General features: G+C 38.0%; 18 protein-coding genes. 7 read left to right on the plus strand and 11 right to left on the minus strand.

The window, feature by feature from the left end:
* Positions 1-8 precede the first annotated feature (8 nt).
* The 3 genes from DSM106972_RS05070 to DSM106972_RS05080 form a co-directional block, all read right to left on the minus strand.
* Positions 9-632 carry a type I restriction endonuclease gene (locus tag DSM106972_RS05070; RefSeq protein WP_127079481.1) on the minus strand — a complete coding sequence of 208 codons (624 nt, stop codon included), beginning with the start codon at positions 630-632 and terminating at the stop codon, positions 9-11.
* A gap of 65 nt (positions 633-697) precedes the next feature.
* Positions 698-2,581 (minus strand): M48 family metallopeptidase, encoded by a 1,884-nt coding sequence (locus DSM106972_RS05075; protein ID WP_127079483.1) that lies wholly within the window; start codon positions 2,579-2,581, stop codon positions 698-700.
* 398 nt (positions 2,582-2,979) lie between these two features.
* Entirely contained in the window at positions 2,980-3,822 is an 843-nt protein-coding gene (locus DSM106972_RS05080) for a mechanosensitive ion channel family protein (protein WP_127079485.1), read from the minus strand.
* Positions 3,823-4,073: 251 nt separating this feature from the next.
* On the opposite strand from DSM106972_RS05080, the gene DSM106972_RS05085 reads away from it, so the two are divergent.
* Positions 4,074-5,327 carry an L-lactate MFS transporter gene (locus tag DSM106972_RS05085; RefSeq protein ID WP_127079487.1) on the plus strand — a complete coding sequence of 418 codons (1,254 nt, stop codon included), beginning with the start codon at positions 4,074-4,076 and terminating at the stop codon, positions 5,325-5,327.
* Between the two features lie 214 nt (positions 5,328-5,541).
* Here DSM106972_RS05085 and DSM106972_RS05090 read toward each other — a convergent pair whose 3' ends face one another.
* The 6 genes from DSM106972_RS05090 to DSM106972_RS05105 all read right to left on the minus strand — a co-directional run bounded on the left by DSM106972_RS05090 (position 5,542) and on the right by DSM106972_RS05105 (position 12,554).
* Positions 5,542-5,775 (minus strand): hypothetical protein, encoded by a 234-nt coding sequence (locus tag DSM106972_RS05090; protein WP_127079489.1) that lies wholly within the window; start codon positions 5,773-5,775, stop codon positions 5,542-5,544.
* 9 nt (positions 5,776-5,784) lie between these two features.
* On the minus strand, positions 5,785-5,907 hold the full coding sequence (locus DSM106972_RS54775) for a hypothetical protein (RefSeq protein WP_267901059.1): 123 nt from the start codon (positions 5,905-5,907) through the stop codon (positions 5,785-5,787).
* A 905-nt stretch (positions 5,908-6,812) separates the two neighbouring features.
* The gene (gene purH / locus DSM106972_RS05095; RefSeq protein WP_127079491.1) at positions 6,813-8,351 is read right to left on the minus strand and encodes a bifunctional phosphoribosylaminoimidazolecarboxamide formyltransferase/IMP cyclohydrolase; all 1,539 of its coding nucleotides are present in this window, start codon (positions 8,349-8,351) and stop codon (positions 6,813-6,815) included.
* A 62-nt stretch (positions 8,352-8,413) separates the two neighbouring features.
* Positions 8,414-8,572, minus strand: coding sequence for a hypothetical protein (locus tag DSM106972_RS51180; RefSeq protein ID WP_158632768.1), 159 nt, complete (start codon positions 8,570-8,572; stop codon positions 8,414-8,416).
* A 402-nt stretch (positions 8,573-8,974) separates the two neighbouring features.
* Positions 8,975-10,030, minus strand: coding sequence for a hypothetical protein (locus DSM106972_RS05100; protein WP_127079493.1), 1,056 nt, complete (start codon positions 10,028-10,030; stop codon positions 8,975-8,977).
* 130 nt (positions 10,031-10,160) lie between these two features.
* Entirely contained in the window at positions 10,161-12,554 is a 2,394-nt protein-coding gene (locus DSM106972_RS05105; protein WP_127079495.1) for an NACHT domain-containing protein, read from the minus strand.
* 398 nt (positions 12,555-12,952) lie between these two features.
* On the opposite strand from DSM106972_RS05105, the gene DSM106972_RS05110 reads away from it, so the two are divergent.
* The 6 genes from DSM106972_RS05110 (at position 12,953) to coaBC (ending at position 19,275) form a co-directional block, all read left to right on the plus strand.
* Positions 12,953-15,955, plus strand: a complete 3,003-nt coding sequence (locus DSM106972_RS05110; protein ID WP_127079497.1) for a WD40 domain-containing protein — start codon at positions 12,953-12,955, stop codon at positions 15,953-15,955.
* A 53-nt stretch (positions 15,956-16,008) separates the two neighbouring features.
* On the plus strand, positions 16,009-16,518 hold the full coding sequence (locus DSM106972_RS05115; protein WP_127079499.1) for a hypothetical protein: 510 nt from the start codon (positions 16,009-16,011) through the stop codon (positions 16,516-16,518).
* Between the two features lie 59 nt (positions 16,519-16,577).
* Positions 16,578-17,018, plus strand: a complete 441-nt coding sequence (locus tag DSM106972_RS05120) for a nucleoside 2-deoxyribosyltransferase domain-containing protein (protein ID WP_127079501.1) — start codon at positions 16,578-16,580, stop codon at positions 17,016-17,018.
* Between the two features lies 1 nt (position 17,019).
* Positions 17,020-17,655: an alpha/beta hydrolase gene (locus tag DSM106972_RS05125; RefSeq protein ID WP_127079503.1), complete on the plus strand. Its 636-nt coding sequence runs from the start codon at positions 17,020-17,022 to the stop codon at positions 17,653-17,655.
* A 147-nt stretch (positions 17,656-17,802) separates the two neighbouring features.
* Entirely contained in the window at positions 17,803-18,015 is a 213-nt protein-coding gene (gene isiD / locus DSM106972_RS05130) for a protein IsiD (protein WP_127079505.1), read from the plus strand.
* Positions 18,016-18,054: 39 nt separating this feature from the next.
* Positions 18,055-19,275 (plus strand): bifunctional phosphopantothenoylcysteine decarboxylase/phosphopantothenate--cysteine ligase CoaBC, encoded by a 1,221-nt coding sequence (gene coaBC / locus DSM106972_RS05135; protein WP_127079507.1) that lies wholly within the window; start codon positions 18,055-18,057, stop codon positions 19,273-19,275.
* Here coaBC and DSM106972_RS05140 read toward each other — a convergent pair.
* Complete coding sequence (locus DSM106972_RS05140; RefSeq protein ID WP_267901060.1) at positions 19,247-19,522, minus strand: RNA-binding S4 domain-containing protein; 276 nt, start codon at positions 19,520-19,522, stop codon at positions 19,247-19,249. The genes coaBC and DSM106972_RS05140 overlap by 29 nt on opposite strands.
* A gap of 18 nt (positions 19,523-19,540) precedes the next feature.
* The gene (locus DSM106972_RS05145) at positions 19,541-20,272 is read right to left on the minus strand and encodes an HAD family hydrolase (RefSeq protein WP_127079961.1); all 732 of its coding nucleotides are present in this window, start codon (positions 20,270-20,272) and stop codon (positions 19,541-19,543) included.
* Positions 20,273-20,412 lie beyond the last annotated feature (140 nt).

A 20,412-nucleotide genomic window follows, 5' to 3' on the forward strand; every position in this document is an offset into this window, starting at 1 on the left:
GTCTCTACTTACGCGCCTATTAATTCACTCAAACGTTTTAAGATGCTTAATACCTGTTGTAGTTCATGTTCTTTTTCTATTGATAAAGCATAAGAACGTGCGTATTTTGGTTGTTGTTTAATCAATTTTATAAAGACAAATTCTCTACCGTTAACTAGTAAACCAAAAGTAGGCTTTTCAGCATTCGGAGTGTCAAGCATGTAAGCTAATGCTTGGGGTAATGCGGTTATTACGTCAAATTTGGTACTTTTTGATTCTATTACCAAAACCCAGAGACGCTTTTGTATAACTAATACATCAATATTACCTTTAACTATAATGCCTTCATCTTCAGCAGATATTTGAGTGGAGGTTTCTGTTTCTATTTCGTAAGGCGCCTGATATAATCCTGCTAAATCTAATAGCCTTGATAGTACTACCATTTTAACGGCTTCTTCTGACATTGGGCGCCGTTTTGTTAAATTTAAGTAGTTGCTTTTAATTCGTTCTAATGCTAGTTTTTCTTCGTTTGTTAGTGTTGGTAAGTTATCTACCCATTCTGTGAAAAAGTCTGGGTTTGTAATTAATTCTAAGCCAAATTTTTCTTCTAAATCGTAAAGACTTATATCGCGCGCTTGTATTGTTTGTACCATAATTAGTAGAAAATTATATATATGTTTGTATTATATGCTGTGTAAAGACGCGATGAATCGCCTCTCTACTTGTATTGTAATATACATGCATCTCGAACGCGGGTAACGGCGCCGTATAATTTCATGTTAGTTTGGTTAAAAATTATTACATGCACTTGACTTCTGAGGTTGATTTCGGAGTTGATTTGTTCTATTAGTTCTGCGTCTGGTTGGTAGTCGGCGCCTGTTCCTCGAACAAAATAACGTATAATACCAAGTAGATATAAAGGTTTATCTGGAAAGATTTTTGTTCGCTTTATAACTAAATATGCTTTACCCACAGATGAATAATTCGATAAGTGTTCAGTAATTTGCTGCACTTCAACTGGTGATAAGTCATGGGGAATGAATTTACCGATGTGGTTGATGTGCTGACGTTCGAGTTGGAATAGTTTGAATGATGGTTGATACTGTTGACGAAGTAATAAATATTTGTTCGCTTGTTCAGGTTGTGAACAGCGCATATAGAAACCGTAAAGTATTTCGCAGCTTGGTATTACTAACTCTGGGTCGAGGTCTATAGCTTTGTTCAGGTAGTCAATACCTTTACCATCATAGTTTTGCAGTAATATTCTCCCTAAGTCGTAATTCGCTTTAGCATGGTTGGGGTCAGCTGCTAACAATGAGGAAAATATTTTTATAGCAGGTTCTTGAGATTGAAACTTTTCTGTTAAAACACCCCGTTTCCAAGCTTGTTCGGGAGTTAAAGTATATTTATATGCTTTTGCTTCTAATGCCGTTAAGTTTTGCTGTTGGTACAGTAGTCTAACGTGCATTTTTTGCCAATATGAAGCAATTTCTCGTTTCCACTGCTCATCTAGATATGCAGCAAAGCTAAATAATGTCTCGTCAAAGAAGTATTCTGCTGCTGTTTCTTCAATATATTTAGGTAGTTTATTAGTATTATTTGAATTGATGAGATATCCCATTGCTTCAAGACGTTCTGATAAGCAAGGGTGAGTATCATCATTATTGGTAATGTCTGAACAAGCTAATCCTAACCATTTAACTGCGTCGTGAGTTTTGATATCTGTTCTCAAAGCTTGCAGTAGTTTAGTTATTGTACCATTCGGCGCCTCAGAGCTATGAATTGCTTTGTCATAAATATTTTTCCAGAAGACTTCATGTAAAAACGAGTTATGTATATATATATTAATTAACTCTTCGGCTGAAGTTTCAATGCCACATATTTCAACCGAACGTCTATCTGCTTCGTACTCTTGTGCGCGTGCGAGTGCGAAAGAATAAGCGTTAAAATATGGTTCGTACCATTGGAAAAAATACTTAAATAGAAAAAAGTCGCCAGTCGAAGCTAATTGATACCAAGTTCGTCGCACTCGGTAAACCCATCCAGAAAAGCGACTATGGTTTCCAGATAAATGTCCTAACTCATGAGCTATTGTCGAACGAAACTGTTCAACACTCAATGATTGTAATAACGGCAACCCTAATAATAAGTAATTTTTCTGCCAACCCAGAAAACCTAAACGCGGTATTTGTAAAACACCCGCATTCTGCTCATAAGTTAATAATATATGGTGAATTCGCGGCGCCTTTAATATTTCTCTAATTTCATCAATAATAGCAAATAGGTCTGGTACCTGTTGACGGTATAATTCTAAACCCTTTGGACGCTGAAACTTTACCCAAAATAATCGAATAATCCCAATTATTAATATAATAATTACATAGTCAATACGTTTAACTAAATAATCTAATTGCGTTGATACTATAAAATTTCTTAAAGTCCATATTCCACCACACATTAATAAAAATACAAATGTAATGTAAGCATACCCTAGTATTGCTAGCAAAAAAACGCGCAGCTTATAGTAAGAAGGGTTTTGCCGAGCATATTTCTCTATTTTTTGAACTATTACGTTAAATTGCTCTCGCTGTTGAATATTCATCTATCTTCTTCTTTGTAAGTCATACAGGACTTTTTCTACATACCAACGTTCAGGTTTACCAGGATTTTTTCTTTTTGCTAGCGCAATTAATCTTTTAGCATACGTGTTCGTTTATACCAGACACGAATTTGATGACGATATGTATATATAAAGATTAATAAGCCAATAAAGATAATAAATCCAATCGACGTAAGCATTTCTAGCACCCGATAATACGTTCATAAGATAAAAAGAATATTCATTTGTTGAGCAATTAAATATGCCCGTAAATATAATGATTCACTATTATCGAATCAAATTTATTAAGTATATGTATGTAATTGCAGTTTCAATATGAAGAGTATAAAAAGAATCCCGATTTCTTCAAGAAACCGGGATTCTAATGTGAATGATAATAATTATGACGGTATTAATGCGGCGCCGTTAGACCCTTTAGTTAGTCCATTCAGGCTAAACGCTTCAACAGGAACCGGATACTCAGCTTGAGTGAATGTTTCGCGAATTGTCTTGTTGGTATCGAAGTACACTTGCCAGTAATGGTCATTATTGCAATAAGGACGTACTACCAAGACTGGACCAGCTGCCTCAAATTTAAGAATTTCGATGTCGGGTGCAGGAGAGCTAAGAACGTTTGGAATAGCGCTAACTCGGTCTCTCAGGCGCCGAATTGCATCGTTATGATCTACGCTATGGTTTAGTTGAGCTACTAAATCAACACGTCGATAGGCGTTGGTAGAAAAGTTTTGGATGTTGTCGGAGAAAATTTTGTTATTACCGACAATTGTCATCACGTTGTCAAGGGTATTAATACTCGTGGCAAACAGTCCAATTTCGTGGACAGTACCCGTTGCACCACCTGCACAAATAAAATCACCTACTTTGAATGGACGGAAGATTACCAGGAATGCACCAGCAGCAAAGTTTGCTAGTAGTCCACCCCATGCGGCGCCAATTGCTACACCTGCTGCCGCTAGTAATGCGGCAAATGATGTGGTTTCAATTCCGAAAAAACCTAGTAAAGCGACAATTAATATCACCCGTAATGTTACGGAGATGATGTTAGTTAGGTAACTAATGAGTGTCGCATCTACATGTTGATTGCGGAATACTCGCCGTAATAGTCTTGTCGCAAAGTCTATAAGCTTTTGACCTACTATCCACAGTGCGATGGCACCTAAAATTTTCAGTCCAAACGTGGTCAATAGTGAAACAGCCACTGTACCAATTTGATTGATATCCATAAATACAAAAGATACGAATCTCATGATGTCTTTACTAAGACAATACATAAGATTTGTCACATTAGCGCAAAATTACTTATTTTTTTTATTAAATAAATGTTAAATCATTTTCGTAAAGATTAAATTAATATTAAATTTTATATATATATTTGTTTGTAAAGTTTTTACACTTTCTAAGGATTTTGTGCAGTCAAGTACTAGTACCTAGCTTGTAAAGGTGCGATACTTCAAAAAACTACTTTCAAAGCATTATGGAAATCAAACTTTTTGGTCTGCCTGCTGAAAAAGGTAGATGGTTATTTATACCTCTTGGTTTAACGGTACTATTGTGTTTGGGTACGGTGTATTCGTGGAGTATTTTCAGAAAACCTCTTGAAAAATTACTTAACATTGGCGCCACTGAGAGTTTGCTACCTTTTACTGTGCTATTGGTAGTGTTTGCAATATTAATGCCAATTACAGGATTTTACATCAATCGCTTTGGCGCCCGTTTAATTACAGCAGTTGGAGGAATTATAACTGGGTTGGGTTATATTCTCTCTAGTTTTGAAGGTAATATAACTACGCTGACTTTTACTTACGGTGTAATTGCTGGTGTAGGAGTTGGGATTGTATATGGTGTACCTTTAGCGGTTGTAGCTAAATGGTTTCCTGATAAAAAGGGTTTGGCTGTTGGGTTAACTGTAATTGGTTTTGGTTTGTCTCCATTAATTACAGCACCTTTAGCGAAATCACTTATTGACACGAATGGTGTTAGACAAACCTTTCTGACTTTGGGCATTGCTTTCACTATAATTATTCTCGCTATCTCAACGCTTTTACAAACACCACCCACAGGTTGGAAACCTCAAGGTTTTCATGCTTCTGCTAAAACCGCAACTTCTATTAATGAAAGAGTACCAATGCTGCAATCTGGCTCTTTTTATGGGTTATGGTTGTGCTATGCGATCGGTTCTTTCGCTGGACTTGCTGCAATTGGTATTGCTAGTCCCCTCGCACAAGAAATTGTCAAGCTCGATGCGGCAACTGCTGCTTCGTTAGTATCTTTGTTTGCTATTTTTAACGGCGCCGGTAGACCTTTCTTTGGTTGGTTCACTGACCGTTTTAGTGCTAAATATGGAGCTATATTAGCGTTTGTACTAATATTAATTGCTTCGATTATGATGTTGAAGGTTGGAATTGGTGATGCTTTGACTTATAAGGTCGCTTTTGCGCTGTTTTATTTTTCGTTAGGAGGATGGTTAGCAATTGCACCAACTTCTACGTTAACTTTGTTTAATCCTGAGAATTACGCCAAGAATTATGGTATTGTTTTTACCGCGTATGGAGTGGGTGCCTTGGGTGGGACTTTACTCGCTGGTAGAATTAGAGATATTTTTGGTAGTTATAGTAATTTCTTTTACCCTACTGCGGGTTTGGCGGTTTTGGGGATTGTTTTGGCTTTGTTTACTTTGAAGCGTAGTCCGGTTGTTGTGGGGCAAGAGGTTGAGCGGGTTGGTTTGTAGGTAAGGACTGAAGTCCTTATTACAAAAAAGGGGGGGAAAAGCAAAAAGCGCTTGGACGTGTGACCGTGTTTCCACTCCAAGCGCTTTCTGTTTTCAACTTACTCCTCACACACTCCTAAAGAATATCCCTTGTTGTCGAATATGGCAAGTGTTTCTGACAACTTTTTGTAAAATCTTTCAAACCACTGTATAATTATGTAACGATAGGCGCCGTTTATCGTTTCTGAATAACAATATCAGGATAACCTTGCTGCACTACTACAAACTGTTCAATCCCAATATCCAAATTCGCGATGGCATCTGCATCCTTAGAAATAGTCGTCCTCTTGGCTGGAGTCTGACAATAAAAATATAAAGTTTTTTGCTTCGGGTCAAATTGTAGCTGACAAATACCCCAAAAAGGAAACCGATGCGCCCAAAATTGGCAAATTAAATGAATGTAACTCATGCCTTACAGCTACTCCACGAAAGGTGTAGATTTGTGAATCGCAATAATTAGTAAAAATTTTGTTGGATAGGCGCCATAAGAAAGCGCTAGGCTTTTGGTTAAGGCTAACGCTAGAAAATATGGTGCATTCATTGATAAAATTCCAAACTCCGAGTCTTTATGTAAAGCAACCCGTTTGAGTGCAGAGTTTTTAACTAGCTTTTAGATTCGCATCAAATACGCCTGGAATATCGAACTTTAAGATTTTTTTCAGAATTGGGAACTTTATGTAGAGATATTACGTCCTCAATCATCAAGATATATTTTATACAAATAAGTTACTAAATATAAGATTTTTATATTTGTAGAAACCAAAAAGCGCCTGGACGTGTGACCGTGTTTCCACTCCAAGCGCTTTCTGTTCTCAACTTACTCCTCACACACTCCTATATAATAGAGTGTTTTTAAAATAAAACAAGTAATGCTGGTGACACTTTCCTAACTGCACACTCTAGAAACCGCAGAAACCAGGTTTCTTATGACAACCTACACTAAAAAACCAAGTCCCTCAACAGAAACCTGGTTTCTCATTTCTCACGACAACCTAAAAACTCAAATCTCAAAAAGAAACCTGGTTTCTTGTTACAACCTACACTAAAAAACCAAGTCTCTCAACAGAAACCTGGTTTCTCATTTCTCACGACAACCTAAAAACTCAAATCTCAAAAAGAAACCAGGTTTCTTATGACAACCTACACTAAAAAACCAAGTCTCCCAACAGAAACCTGGTTTCTCATTTCTCACGACAACCTAAAAACTCAAATCTCAAAAAGAAACCGGGTTTCTTATGACAACCAACACTAAAAAACCAAGTCTCTCAACAGAAACCCGGTTTCTCATTTTTCACTTTTAAATAAAATACAAAAAGCGCCTGGACGTGTGACCGTGTTTCCACTCCAGACGCTTTATGTATTTTCAACTTACTCCTCACACACCCCTATAGAATACTCTGCTTTTTTTCAAACCGCAAGTGCTGTACATGACAGTTTTAAAATTGGCTAGTGCATAAAATGCCTAATTCCTGTGAACACCATTATCAAACCCAGTTCATTAGCGGCTTTGATAGAATCTTCATCGCGAACACTGCCACCCGGTTGAACAATAGCTTTAATTCCAGCAGCAGCAGCAGTACGCACCGAGTCATCAAACGGAAAGAACGCATCGCTGGCAAGGAATGCATTTTCGGCGCCACCGTTCGCTTGTTCGAGAGCAATTTTTACAGAACCAACACGGTTCATTTGTCCGGCGCCAATACCAAGGGTAGTATAGTCGCGTGCGATCACGATGGCGTTTGACTTAACGTGTTTACAAACTTTCCAGGCAAATAATAATTCTTCGAGTTCTGTGTCAGATGGTTTTTTCTCGGTGACGACATTCCATTTACTTGTGTCCGCAATAATATCATCGGCACCTTGAACAAGAAAGCCACCTGCAACAGCTTTGATGTTTTGCTTCGGTCCTGTGAGCAAGTCAGGTAAAATTAATACCCTCACATTTGCTTTTTTTGCCAATATCTCTTGTGCTTCATTATTACACCCTGGTGCAACTACACATTCTAAGAATATCTTTGTTAACTCAGTAGCCGTTGCTGCATCAATTGGTTGGTTGAGTGCGACAATTCCACCAAAAGCCGATACTGCATCAGCGTTATAAGCTTTTGTATATGCTTCGTGGATTGTATTTCCAATCGCGGTACCACAAGGATTTGTATGTTTAATAATTGTCGCAGCAGGTTTATCGGTAAATTCAGCGATAATTTGGCGTGCAGCTTCTAAATCCACCAAATTATTGTAGCTAAGTTCCTTTCCTTGAAGTTTACTCGCTGCTGCCCATCCAGTTGCTGTGCTACCAGTTTGATACCACCCAGCTTGTTGATGGGGGTTTTCTCCGTAACGTAAAGCTTGAATTTGCTTGCCAGAAATACTGTATTGTTGTGGTACTGTCTCTGTAGAAGTTAGACTACCAAGATATTCTGATATGGCTTGGTCATAACTCGAAGTATGTAAAAATCCTTTGAGCGCGCATTTTTGCCGAAACTCTAACGATGAGGCGCCATTTTGTCGCAATTCTTGTAGATACTCATTATATTGAGCGGGGTCACATAATACAGTTAAATGGGCAAAGTTTTTAGAAGCTGCTCTCAACATTGCAGGGCCACCAATATCAATCTGCTCTACAGCATCTCCTAGAGTTACACCCGGTTTTGCAATGGTTTCTTCAAAAGGATAAAGATTTACAACAACCAAATCAATAGGACGAATTTGATTTTCTTCCAAATCTGTTACATCTTGGGGAATGTCACGACGTGCTAATATTCCACCGTGAATACGTGGATGCAAAGTTTTGACTCTTCCACCTAAAATTTCGGGTGAACCAGTATAATCAGCAACTTTAGTTACTGGTAAACCTGCATCCTTTAAAGCTTTAGCGGTTCCTCCACTGCTAACTATATCAAAGCCAAATTCTTCCACTAAACTTTTTGCTAGGTCAATTAAACCTGTTTTATTCGATACACTCAGCAGTGCTAGAGGCGCCATAATTCTCAAGCTTCCTTTGTCAAATTTAAATTAGGAGCAAAGAATATTTTACAGAAGTTAGGTTACTGTGGCTTTTTTTGCTGATTCTTGGCGCCGACATTATCATCATTTGTTGCTTTAGCGTCTTGGCAACAACCACCATCATCCCAATCATCAGCATGATTATGATTACGGTTGCAAATCTTAACGTTCCCTTTAGCTGTTTTGTCGATGTCAGACATGGCTAAGTATTACCTACTGTTGAGATGCACAATGCCAAGTATAAACGATAAACGGCAATTAGCGGCAATCAGCGGCAACCTGGCAACGGATGATGAACGGATGTAACGGATGAATTACTCGTGAAATCAACTAAGTAGGAAGGCGCAAAAAAACTAGAGCGGCAAAACTTGCTACACGTAGGCTGTAAGCATAATAAACTCGTTGGATATTTTCTATGGCGCCTACATAATTAAGCCATTAATTTTACCTCTCAAGTTAGTTTTGCCGTTCTAGAAAAAATGGAAGTATGTAACGAAAAGTAAAGTTGCTCCAAAGCCTCCTTGCTCTTACCTTCTAACTTCTGCGTCCTAGCTTGTTTCAACGATAAATATTTATGCCCACCTACTTATCCGTTACATCCGTTATATCCGTTGCAAGAATAGCTTACGGTCTAGTAGAAAATTGGTACTAAAGTAAAACAGTGCAATCAAAATAATTGCGGGTAATGTCACCGCTAATAAATCTCCAGTTTTATCAAACCCTGATAGTTCTATTGCTACAGTTAGCAAAATAGCGGTCATCCCGTTTTGATGACCAAACATAACTTTGAGCTTATCTGCCATTGAGTCTTTTAAAAAGAGTACAGCAACCAGTACTTGAGCGATAAAAAACATGGAAAACGCTAATATTCCACCCGATAACCAATTTAAGCTGATGTTAGTGCATAACAGACCTATAACTACGACGCTAAAGTAAAAGATTACTGAAATTACTGGTTCTAGTTTTTCTGGAGCAAATGGTTTAAGGAAAAATCCTACGAATGCAGGTAAAAGGAAAGACCCAGTGATGAGACTGTAAATCATTATGGTGACTAGACAAGTAACTTCGATTGTGGTTTTTACACTGTCACTCAATAAACTTACTCGTCTGTTATCTATATATAGTCTGTACAAGCAGTAAGCTAATGCACAACTCAATATATCAGTAGCTATTTTGACTACGTATTGACTGATGTTGGAATCTTGAAAAATTAGTGCAGGAAGGAATATATAAAATGCGAATAGTACTGTTACTGGGTCATCGAAGCTTGACCATGCTCGTAAGATTGTTTCAGATTTTGGGCTAACTTTGGTTGTTTGAAGCGATTTTGATGCGGCAATTGGGTCGATTTGAGCTATTACTGTAGCACATAAGTACGCGATAGGCGCCAGTTTTGGAGAAAATGAAGCTAGAAGAAAACCAGGTAAAAATATTTTGATGGGTACTCCTATACATATAACTGTAATAACGGAACCCAAACAGGTTTTTAATAAGGTTGTGTCGATACTTAATACATTGATATATAGTCCAATTATGATGGCAATATTCATCAATGTTTGTAGATAAGGAATGTGAGCAGCATCGATATTGAATAAGGCGCCTAACCAGTAGGATGTTAGTCCTAAAATCGCCGAAATAATGCTGAGTCTTATTAGCATTATTAATACACCAGCTTTAACAATTTCAATTCTACCATTATTTGTTGTATATAGAATCCCCCCAACCCCCCTTATTAAGGGGGGCTTAAAAATTTCCCCCCCCCCCTTATTAAGGGGGGGTAGGGGGGGATTACAATTTATTTGCAGGCAATAACATATTATCAACTATTTGTTCGCGTAATTCTTTTGAAGAATAGTTTTCGCCAGATATACACTCTAATAATAGATGATTGGCGTAGATGTAATCATACAAAAGTTTGATATCTTGTTCATCAAGGTCTATTTGATAACCTACGTCAAGATGATTTAACATTGCTTGTCGTAAATCTTCTGACCATTTTTGCCAGTCGTGAGCAGATGCTGTACTTGATGGACAGCTTTTTTGAAATTCGATTAAAGCTTCAGTTAATAAAGTATCATTTATTTCTTGTGCTTTTTCGATTGCATCGTTTAGTTTCTCAGCAATGTCAACTTCTATATCTTCGCTAATTTTGAGCATTTTACTGCTAAAGTTTCTTTTACTAAGACTTATATACGAGTTACGAGTCGCTTCGTTTGACATATCTTCAGCTAACGCATGAATTGCTGCTAGTCGAGAAATAAGTAAACTTCTTGGTTGTGGAGGAGTTACTTGGCGCCGTTTAATATTAAAATTTCTGATGTCAGTTGCAAATTTCGCAAAAAGCGCACGTTCAATTTCGATATCGCGACTAATATATAAGTCTACATCTAAGTCAATTGCTAAATAGTAAGCTCTCCAACCACTCGTTCCAATACCCGATGCAGTTGTGATTTTATCTAACCAAGTTAGCATACTCTGCAAACCCGGACTGTCTTTGACTATATTATTAACGCATTTGAACATGAGTTTGAGAAATTCATCAGCACTGCTTAAACGTTCCGTAACCAGAACAAATACTTCTCTCCATTGCTTTGCTGTGAGATTTTTTTCTACAAAGTTCTTTAGAAACTCTTGCTCACGATTTTCTACTACATATTCCGCAGCAAAATATTCTTGAAATGTCAAGTGTGAAAACGAATATATATTTTTAGCTTGCTGAATTAATAATCCATAGTTAGATTCAATCAGTTTTAATATTTGCTGTGAGTCTATTTCAGTGGTAATATTTTGCATGAAGTCAGAAATTTGCTCTAGCAGTTCCCACTGATGCCATAACACTTTTGAAGGTTTATTATCTAAACCTTGGTAAGCGATTTGGCTGAACATATTAATTTTTCGTTGCCGAGATATATTAAAGCTGGTTCTACGCTCAATTCTACGACTAGCATCCCATTTTTTTAATAGTGTATCTACAGCATCGTTATATATTGCATAGCGGTTTAATGAAAAGTCATAAGTGTCTTCAAAAGTTAAACACAGAATTGTTAACAGTAAGGGATTTGTTGCTAACTCTTTGACTGCTTCGTTGTCTTGCAACTTTTTTAAAAACACATCGCAAGTTTCTGCTTCACCTCTTTCTCTAAACCAGTTGCGAGTAAACGCTTCTATTTCAGCGCGCTCAAAATCAGCTATTTCAACTTCGGTAAAGTCATGAAATACATAATCTGAAGCTGTGGTACGACAGGTGATTATAAAACGGTTATCGGGAAATGTATTAACTAAATTATCAATCTCTCTGTATATATTGTAAATATTTTCGTTATTTTTATCAGCTTTTACCTCGTCTAAACCATCAAGCAAAATAAAGCACTGTCCCTGAAGCAAAAGTTCACGCACCCTAGATTCTGAGTTTGCTATCCGGTCAGTAAATTCTTTGATAACTACGTTTGTTAAACTACCAAATGGCTCATCATAAATATCTCGTAAACGAATAAATATTGGTATAATTTTATCTTCCAATTCCCCTGTAGAGAAATTCATTGCCAGGTATTTTAAAAATGTAGTTTTACCTGCTCCTGGTTTACCAAGTACCATTAGCTTTCTGTAACGCATTACAGCTTCTAATGCTGGAATATGCGTTTCATTGCCAGAAAATGGTAATCGCCTATAGCTGGGGTTTTCTTCTGGAATTGAGTCGAAACCATCTAGTAAGAAATTTATTGTTTGTTGTCGGCGCCCTTGAATATTTTTGAGTATTTGAAATTTTACATAAATATTATTTATTGATACTGGTTCGTTCATATCCAATATCCTCATTGTGCTACATTTTCGAGCTAAATGATTCCAGTAGGGTGCTAGCCAATCTTGCCCTAAGTCTGTATGAGCAAATTGTCTGACAGCTTCTTGATAAGAAGACTGTTCTAATAAAACTTGGCAAAAATAATTAAGATTTTTTTCTAAAGTTTTCGGTGGTTCTGTACTATTAAAGAAAGACCTTATTGTTCTTTCAGCTATTAAATTTTCTGAGTCACTATCAATTTCTTGTTTAAAAGCATTATTTAATCTATTTATCAACGAACGAGGCGAACTACCAAACTTTTCTGAGTACGCCTGCTTTAACAGCTTAAAAATTTCCGGATGAACTGGAATAGCTGCCATTTCTAACTCCTGTGTTTTTAGCATAGTTATTAACCCAATATAAATAATCGAAAGGACTTCAAGCTATATAAAGCAATACAATTAACTATAGAAACCTGAGAAACCCGGTTTCTTAATCTCATATTGTAGCCAAAAAATGTGACAATATCTCAAATTGCCGCAGAATGCCGCTAATTGCCGTTAATTACTTTTAATATTGAAAAAGCTATTTGTAAAAACTATAAAAATTGATTATATCTATAATTTGAATCAATAAAATAAATTGCTATATTAAATACATATACCACATACCCTGTTTCTACATCTCGGCGCCTCTATGGTTAAATAGGCATTTGTATTAAATTTATCAGGTAAATATCAGTAATTACTGCATAAGAGTGTGAAGTTTAGAAGTATAAGAAGTATAGTTACCTGTAAGAACCATGAGCAACCAGGAAGATATACGCACGACTCCACCCGGTTGGCAATTAGAACGCACCATGACGGGGCACAATGGATTGATTAGTCGAGTTGAATGGGCGCCTAATGGTAAGATGTTGGCCTCACCGTCGTTTGACCGAACTATAAAACTTTGGGATTTAGATACTGGTGAGTGCATCCACACACTCAAGGGTCACGATGGACGAGTATGGGCTGTAGCTTGGTCTCCAGATAGTAAACTTATAGCTTCTGGGTCAACTGATAATACTGTCCGATTGTGGCATACAAGTACGGGTGAACTAAGGCACAAGTTTGATGTACATGGTGGTACTTGTTTAAATATGGCATGGTCTCCTGACAGCGAGTTAATAGCGGCTGGTGGAATAGGAGACAATTGGTCGATAATAATTGGGCATGTCAAAACGCAAAAAAGCCAAGTTCTTGAAGGACACACTGGACAGGTTAATAGTGTGGCATGGTCTCCTAATGGTAGTATACTGGCATCTGTTTCTCACGATACGACGGTTCGTTTGTGGAGCAGAGACACTTTAGAGCTTAAAAAAATCTTGACAGGACACGACGCTGATGTTCATAGTGTTAATTGGGCGCCTGATGGAAATCTGCTAGCAACCGCTTCACTTGATAACACTATTCGTCTATGGAATCCGCACACAGGGCAAACAATATTTATATTAGAAGGACATACAGCATCAGTTAACTGCGTTGAATTTTCCTATGATGGCAAGTTTTTGGCTTCTAAATCTTCTGATGGCACTGTGCGTTTATGGCGATGCGATACGTGGGAGACAGTGACAATATTATCTGAAGAAACTTTTAAGTCTTTGCCGTTTGGACTCGCTTTTCACCCAACGCAACCAATATTGGCAACTTTAGGAGAAGCTGATGTAGCAATTAGGATTTGGAAACTTGACGAAGAAGCTTTACTTAATCAGTCTCCTGCAAATCCCTCTGATTTATATAGAAATGCCAAAGTCGTATTAGTCGGTGAAAGTGGTGTAGGTAAATCTGGTTTAAGTTTGGTGTTGACAAATAAACAGTTTCGTCCCACCGAATCTACTCATGGTCGTTATGTTTGGACTTTTAACCGAAAAGAATTAAATCTAAGCGACAATCGTAAAGAATTACGAGAAATATTATTGTGGGACTTAGCAGGACAACCCGGTTATCGTTTAATTCATCAACTATATTTGAATGAGTTAGCAGTAGCGCTGATAGTTTGTGATGCCCGTAGCGAAACAGACCCCTTTGCTGGAGTATACTATTGGAACCGTGCATTACGGCAAGCTGAAAAATTACAGGGAGATTCGGCGCCGAAGTTGAAAAAGTTTTTGGTTACTGCTCGTGCAGATAGAGGTAGCGTTAGCGTAACTCCTGCACGTATCAATGAAGTAGTTGAAAAGCTGAGATTAGATGGTCATTTTGAAACTAGCGCCAAAGAGGGATGGAACATTAAAGAACTAGCACAGGCAATTTGTGAAGCTGTTGAATGGGACAATCTACCACAAGTAATTTCTACAGAATTATTTCAACGAATCAAAGTTTTTTTGATACAAGAAAAACAGGAAGAAAGATTATTATCTCAGGTAGATGATTTATTTCGTTCTTTTGTCAAAACTTTAGATGACTCTAATTCTAAACAAACACGTCAAGAATTTGATACTTGTATACGACTCGTTGAGTCACGCGATTTAATTCGGAGACTAAGTTTTGGTAATCTTATACTACTACAGCCAGAATTATTAGACGCTTATGCCTCAGCAATAATTAACGCTGCCAAAGAGCAACCAGAAGGTTTAGGTTGTATTGCTGAAGAAGATGTTCTTGCAGGCAAGTTTCGGATGCCTAATGCAGAGCGCATAAAAGATAAACAACAAGAAAAATTACTGTTAATTGCCACAGTTGAAGAATTATTTGCTCGTGAAATAGCTTTACGCGAACAAAGTGACACAGGCCCTTTATTAGTATTTCCTTCTCAAATGACTCGCGAATGGCCGGAGGCGCCTGACCCTGAAGGCAAAGCTGTAATATTAGGATTTGAGGGAGCAATAATAGGTATATACACGACATTAACAGTACGTTTATCAAGAAGCGCATTTTTTAAGTGTAAAGAAATGTGGAAAAATGCCGCCATCTTTGAAGCGCAAGTTGGTGGAGAGTGTGGAATATGGTTACGACACATTGGTAATGTAGATGAAGGCAAAGCAGAATTAACGCTTTTCTTTAAACCAGAAGCAAGCGAACAAACACGACTACAATTTGAAGAGTACGTATATACCCATTTAAAGCGTCGCGCATTACCAGAAACTATTCAGCGTAGACGAATACTAGTATGTACTGAATGTGGCGCCTCTGTAAATGAATCGCATGTAATACTAAGAAAAAAACGTGGTTTCGATTGGATTAATTGTAGCGTCTGCGATGTCAGAATATCTTTACTTGATGGTGATAGTAGCTTAAATAGTCAACGTGCTGAAATTCCACAAATTATAAAAATGGATATAGCTGCTGATAAAGGGCGCGAGATTGAAACGGCAACTTCTATAATTAAAGGCAAAGAAGCTACAAATGATTTTGATGTATTTCTATCTCACAATAGTAAAGATAAACCTTTTGTAGAAAGAATTGCCGAGCTTTTACGGCAGCGTGGTTTAAACCCTTGGCTAGATAAAGCAGAAATTCCTCCAGGAATGTCATTTCAAAAATATATAATAAATGGAATTAAACAATCAAAATCGGCGGCTGTTTTCATTAGTACTAACAGCTTAGGAGATTGGCAAGAGCAAGAGCTACTAATTCTCAATAACCGTAGAGTAAAAAAAAATCTACCTATTATTCCTGTTTTATTACCAGGTCTCAATGTAATACCAGACGAACCAGATGTACTACTATTTTTCAGTGAATTAAACTGGATTAATTTTAATGAAAATGTTGACGAGCTAGAACCCTTGGAAAAGTTAATACAGGGAATTAAAGGTTTATATTAAAGACTAAAATCCGAGAAACCAGGTTTCTATAACTTCTACCAATAATTATTTTTATGGCTAAACACGACGCACCCAAGTTAAAGAAAATATCTGTCAACTTGCCTTTTGGTATTGGGGGGACAGAATGGGAACCAGATGTCAGCGAAGCGAAAGCTGCTTGGTCGTTATATGTTGAACTCGTTACACGCATTGCTATTCAACCTTTGAGTATTGAACAAGACCAGGGTTTGCTTCGCGAAGCGCTTACTTCTTTACACAGCTTGTTTGCGACTACACGTCAAATTTTACGTGAAGCTGGGCCTGGTGTTGGCGCCTCAAAACAGTCAGTAGGCGCCATTGCTATTGCCGTACTCAACCGAGGTTTGCGACCTTTTTTATCTAAATGGCATCCTTTATTACAAGCTTGGGAAGCTTTGAGGGCACCGGATGTTAACCCTGTAGAATATGAGCGTAGTTGGGAAAAAGAAGAACAATTACGACACGAGTTAGAATTGCTGAGGCAAGATTTAGAGGAATATGCCATTGCCTTATCTGTAATTGCGGGTGTTGATTATTATCAGTAAAGTTGGAATACGGGCAGGGATGCCCGTTCCACAAGAGTTATGTTGAAAATAAAAAATCAATGAATAAGTATATAGAACCATTAGAAGAATACAGTGGTGAAAATAAAGCAATATTTTTAGCCGGGGGTATAAGTAATTGTCCGGATTGGCAAGCAGAAATAGTAGAATTACTTAAACCTAATTCTTTGACAATATTAAATCCTCGGCGCCATAATTTTCCTATTCATGACCCAGATGCTTCTCTTAAACAAATAGAGTGGGAACACAAACACCTGCGACTCGCACACACAATACTCTTTTGGTTCCCCCAAGAAAGTATATGCCCAATTGCACTTTATGAGTTAGGCGCCTGGTCAATGACCGATAAACCTATATTTATTGGAATGCATCCAAATTACCCAAGAAGGCAAGATGTTGAAATTCAAACGAAATTAGTACGTCCTGAAATCAAAATTGTTTATTCTTTAGAAGAGTTAGCAAAACAAATCCTCAGAACGTAAAATGACATTAGAAGCTATTACTGTTCCACCACAAACGAAACAAAGTCCTAGGCAACAAATTATTATGCTGCACGGGTGGGGCGCCAATGCTGAAGATTTAGTATCGTTGGCGCCTTATCTCAATTTACCTGATTACCAATTTATTTTTCCCTCGGCACCATTTCCTTACCCCTATTCCCCTGGTGGTAGAGCGTGGTACGACTTAAGGTCAGATAATATGTATAAAGGATTACCGGAGTGTGAAGAAATATTAAGACAGTGGATACTCTCTTTAGAGGGAAGTACTGAGGTGCCGTTATCGCGGACAATTTTGAGTGGTTTCTCACAAGGGGGTGCGATGACTTTGGATGTAGGCTCAAATTTGCCTCTAGCTGGTTTGGTGTCGATAAGCGGTTATTGGCATGAGATGAAAACCAGTAGTAATGATATTAATGATATGAATAGGGCGCCGACTTTAATAATGCACGGTAAGCAGGACTCTGTAGTTCCACTTGCTGCGGCAGTAAAAGCGCGGGAAGCCCTTCTGACATTAGGTATTGAGGTAGAATATAAAGAGTTTGATGCCGAACATGAAATCAATGTAGAAATGTTAGAGGTATTACGGAACTTTATTTTAAAAACACTTCCGCTATCGTAGTTACAGAATTTTTACAAAATCGCGTACAAATCCGGATAAAATTCACGAAAATCATCGCATTGAGTGAGTAATATATATTGGGTGGGTTAATTAAAGTAACCAACCGTTTCCTGATTGCGAATGCAGAAACTGGGAGGGGCAAGCATAATGAACACTTTAAGCATTTCTAAAAATCAAATTGCTACCATGACTGCACAAGATGTGGAAACACTAGCTACACGTCTTGAACAAGATAACTATGGTAACGCTTTCGAGGGGTTGAACGATTGGCACTTACTACGTGCTGTTGCGTTTCAGCGTCCTGAGTTGGTCGAATCCTACGTCCACCTTTTAGATTTAGAAGCCTACGACGAAGCGTAATAATGTAGAGACGCGATAAATCGCGTCTCCCATCTTATAATGCAACCAAAATTTCAACGTCGAGTCCTTATTGGTGTTGGTGGTGGTATTGCTGCTTACAAAGTTTGCGAAGTTGTTTCTACACTTTTCAAACAAGGTATAGAAATAAGAGTCATTCTTACTAATTCCGCGCAGCAGTTCGTTACACCATTAACATTCGCAACGCTATCACGTCATCGTGCTTACACCGATGATGATTTTTGGCTTTCTTACAACCCACGTCCCTTACATATCGAGCTAGGGGAGTGGGCAGATATTTTTTTAATAGCACCTTTAACTGCCAATACTACCGCGAAGTTAGCTCAAGGAATGGCGGATAATTTGCTGACCAACACTGTACTTGCTTCCAAGTGTCCCATATTATTGGCGCCTGCCATGAATACCGACATGTGGGAACAAGTTGCTGTACAGAGAAATTGGCAAACGCTTTTAACTGACCAACGCTATCACAGTATAGATACCACATCAGGGTTACTCGCTTGTGACCGAGTTGGTAAGGGTCGGATGGCAGAACCGAAAGAAATAGTTTCTTACATTCAATCTTTGTTACATACCTTTGGCAAACGTGACTTGGTAGGGAAAAATATTTTAATTAGTGCGGGTGGTACACGTGAGTTTCTTGACCCAGTAAGATTTATTGGTAATCCCTCTACTGGCAAAATGGGGTTAAGTTTAGCTGTTTCGGCTTTACATCGAGGCGCCAATGTTACGCTTGTACATGGAGTATCTTCTTTACAAGTGCCACCAGAAATAAAAGCAATACCAATAGTGACAGCAGAGGAAATGCGGCAAGTAATGCTGCAAGAATTACCGAATTATGATGTAATAATTATGTCAGCCGCCGTAGCTGATATGAAACCACGCGATTATAATCCTGAAAAACTACCCAAAAAAGCACTACCAGAAAATCTAGCTTTGGCGCCAGTACCTGATATCATCTCAGAATTAGCTAGTCACAAACAACCACATCAAAAGTTGATAGGATTTGCCGCACAAACAGGCGATATTGTCACTCCAGCATTAGATAAATTACATCGTAAAAACTTAGACGCTATCATTGCCAACCCGGTAGACAAACAAGACAGCGGATTTGGGAGCGATAACAATCAAGCTATGTATATAGATAAAAACAACCAAATAGAAATACCATCTTGTTCCAAACTAGAAATGGCGCATCACATATTTGATATTATTAATCATCATTTAATTCATCATAATTAACTTCAAAAGTTTGTCCATCCACTGTAACTTTATCACCCTCAGCCAATTGGCGCTTACGTCGAGTTTCAAGCTCTCCATTAACCTCGACTTCACCACCTTGAATCATCACCTTAGCTTGTCCTCCGGTCGCAGCTACACCCATTAACTTTAAAAATTGGTCAAGTTTAATCATCGCTCTCAATAACTCTATGAACTCTGTGTCTCCGTGTCTCTGTGGTAAAAAATCCACATTGTAGAGACGTGACATGTCACGTCTCTACATCAATTATGCATTTATTGTAATTTCGTTTAGTTGGTTTATGATAACATCGGCGCCTTTTACATGGTCGGGTTTATTTATCCAGGTAATACCAATACATCCAGCAGCACCAGCATTTCTTGCCATCTGCATATCACCTATTGCATCACCCACCATTAAAGTCGCACTGCTTTCTACCTCCAGTTGTTCACAAGCTTGTAAAAATAACCTGGGGTCGGGTTTGCCTACTCCACCATCTACACCCATAGAAAGCTGAATATATTTACTCAACTCGTTAGCTTTTACAAATTCACGCACCTCTTTGGTTGTTGCTGCTGAAAGAATACCAAGCTTTAAACCCGCTTGCGATAATTTTTGTAGTACTTCTAAACTACCTGGAAATAAGGGTGAAGCTGTTTGCCCCATATATCTATCAGCTTCATCTAACGAAGAACGTGCGATAGAAACAGACTCATGCCAACTTCTACCCGTTTCTGCAATGTAAGCTGCTGCGGCAACTTCAGTATCGCGTCTACTTGCAACAGAAATTAACCCTGCGGGGTCAAGAGTATTATTATTAACACCAAATGCCATTAATAATGGTTCCCCAGTGCCAGGTATTTGGGCATCGATAATACGCGCACAGCGTTTTGCCAAGAGTAATAAATGTGACTCGGAGTCTTCTAACGTGCCGTTCTTATCAAATAAAATTGCCTGAATATTAGTGAAGGTGACTTCCCTGCATCTAATGTCAACCATGTTTTTCATGACCGCATGTACCAACCTGATAGTAGTAGAATATTACAGCGACTTTGCAACAAAATTCTTAACTCATATTGATTGATGGCAAAGTCTCAGGTATGGTAACTAAAGTGCTAAATATTATAAATTAAGTACAT

This window comes from Dulcicalothrix desertica PCC 7102, from assembly GCF_003991905.1.
Taxonomy (GTDB): Bacteria; Cyanobacteriota; Cyanobacteriia; order Cyanobacteriales; family Nostocaceae; genus Dulcicalothrix; species Dulcicalothrix desertica.

What these genes read in the sequence shown, in the direction of transcription:
- DSM106972_RS51180 (WP_158632768.1), bottom strand. Translation starts at nt 8,572, where the DNA reads ATGTCTGACATCGACAAAACAGCTAAAGGGAACGTTAAGATTTGCAAC.
- DSM106972_RS05120 (WP_127079501.1), top strand. Translation starts at nt 16,578, where the DNA reads ATGAATAAGTATATAGAACCATTAGAAGAATACAGTGGTGAAAATAAA.
- DSM106972_RS05140 (WP_267901060.1), bottom strand. Translation starts at nt 19,522, where the DNA reads ATGTCACGTCTCTACAATGTGGATTTTTTACCACAGAGACACGGAGAC.
- DSM106972_RS54775 (WP_267901059.1), bottom strand. Translation starts at nt 5,907, where the DNA reads ATGAATGCACCATATTTTCTAGCGTTAGCCTTAACCAAAAGCCTAGCG.
- DSM106972_RS05115 (WP_127079499.1), top strand. Translation starts at nt 16,009, where the DNA reads ATGGCTAAACACGACGCACCCAAGTTAAAGAAAATATCTGTCAACTTG.
- coaBC (WP_127079507.1), top strand. Translation starts at nt 18,055, where the DNA reads ATGCAACCAAAATTTCAACGTCGAGTCCTTATTGGTGTTGGTGGTGGT.
- DSM106972_RS05145 (WP_127079961.1), bottom strand. Translation starts at nt 20,272, where the DNA reads ATGGTTGACATTAGATGCAGGGAAGTCACCTTCACTAATATTCAGGCA.
- DSM106972_RS05080 (WP_127079485.1), bottom strand. Translation starts at nt 3,822, where the DNA reads ATGGATATCAATCAAATTGGTACAGTGGCTGTTTCACTATTGACCACG.
- isiD (WP_127079505.1), top strand. Translation starts at nt 17,803, where the DNA reads ATGAACACTTTAAGCATTTCTAAAAATCAAATTGCTACCATGACTGCA.
- purH (WP_127079491.1), bottom strand. Translation starts at nt 8,351, where the DNA reads ATGGCGCCTCTAGCACTGCTGAGTGTATCGAATAAAACAGGTTTAATT.
- DSM106972_RS05085 (WP_127079487.1), top strand. Translation starts at nt 4,074, where the DNA reads ATGGAAATCAAACTTTTTGGTCTGCCTGCTGAAAAAGGTAGATGGTTA.
- DSM106972_RS05070 (WP_127079481.1), bottom strand. Translation starts at nt 632, where the DNA reads ATGGTACAAACAATACAAGCGCGCGATATAAGTCTTTACGATTTAGAA.
- DSM106972_RS05105 (WP_127079495.1), bottom strand. Translation starts at nt 12,554, where the DNA reads ATGCTAAAAACACAGGAGTTAGAAATGGCAGCTATTCCAGTTCATCCG.
- DSM106972_RS05100 (WP_127079493.1), bottom strand. Translation starts at nt 10,030, where the DNA reads ATGCTAATAAGACTCAGCATTATTTCGGCGATTTTAGGACTAACATCC.
- DSM106972_RS05125 (WP_127079503.1), top strand. Translation starts at nt 17,020, where the DNA reads ATGACATTAGAAGCTATTACTGTTCCACCACAAACGAAACAAAGTCCT.
- DSM106972_RS05090 (WP_127079489.1), bottom strand. Translation starts at nt 5,775, where the DNA reads ATGAGTTACATTCATTTAATTTGCCAATTTTGGGCGCATCGGTTTCCT.
- DSM106972_RS05110 (WP_127079497.1), top strand. Translation starts at nt 12,953, where the DNA reads ATGAGCAACCAGGAAGATATACGCACGACTCCACCCGGTTGGCAATTA.
- DSM106972_RS05075 (WP_127079483.1), bottom strand. Translation starts at nt 2,581, where the DNA reads ATGAATATTCAACAGCGAGAGCAATTTAACGTAATAGTTCAAAAAATA.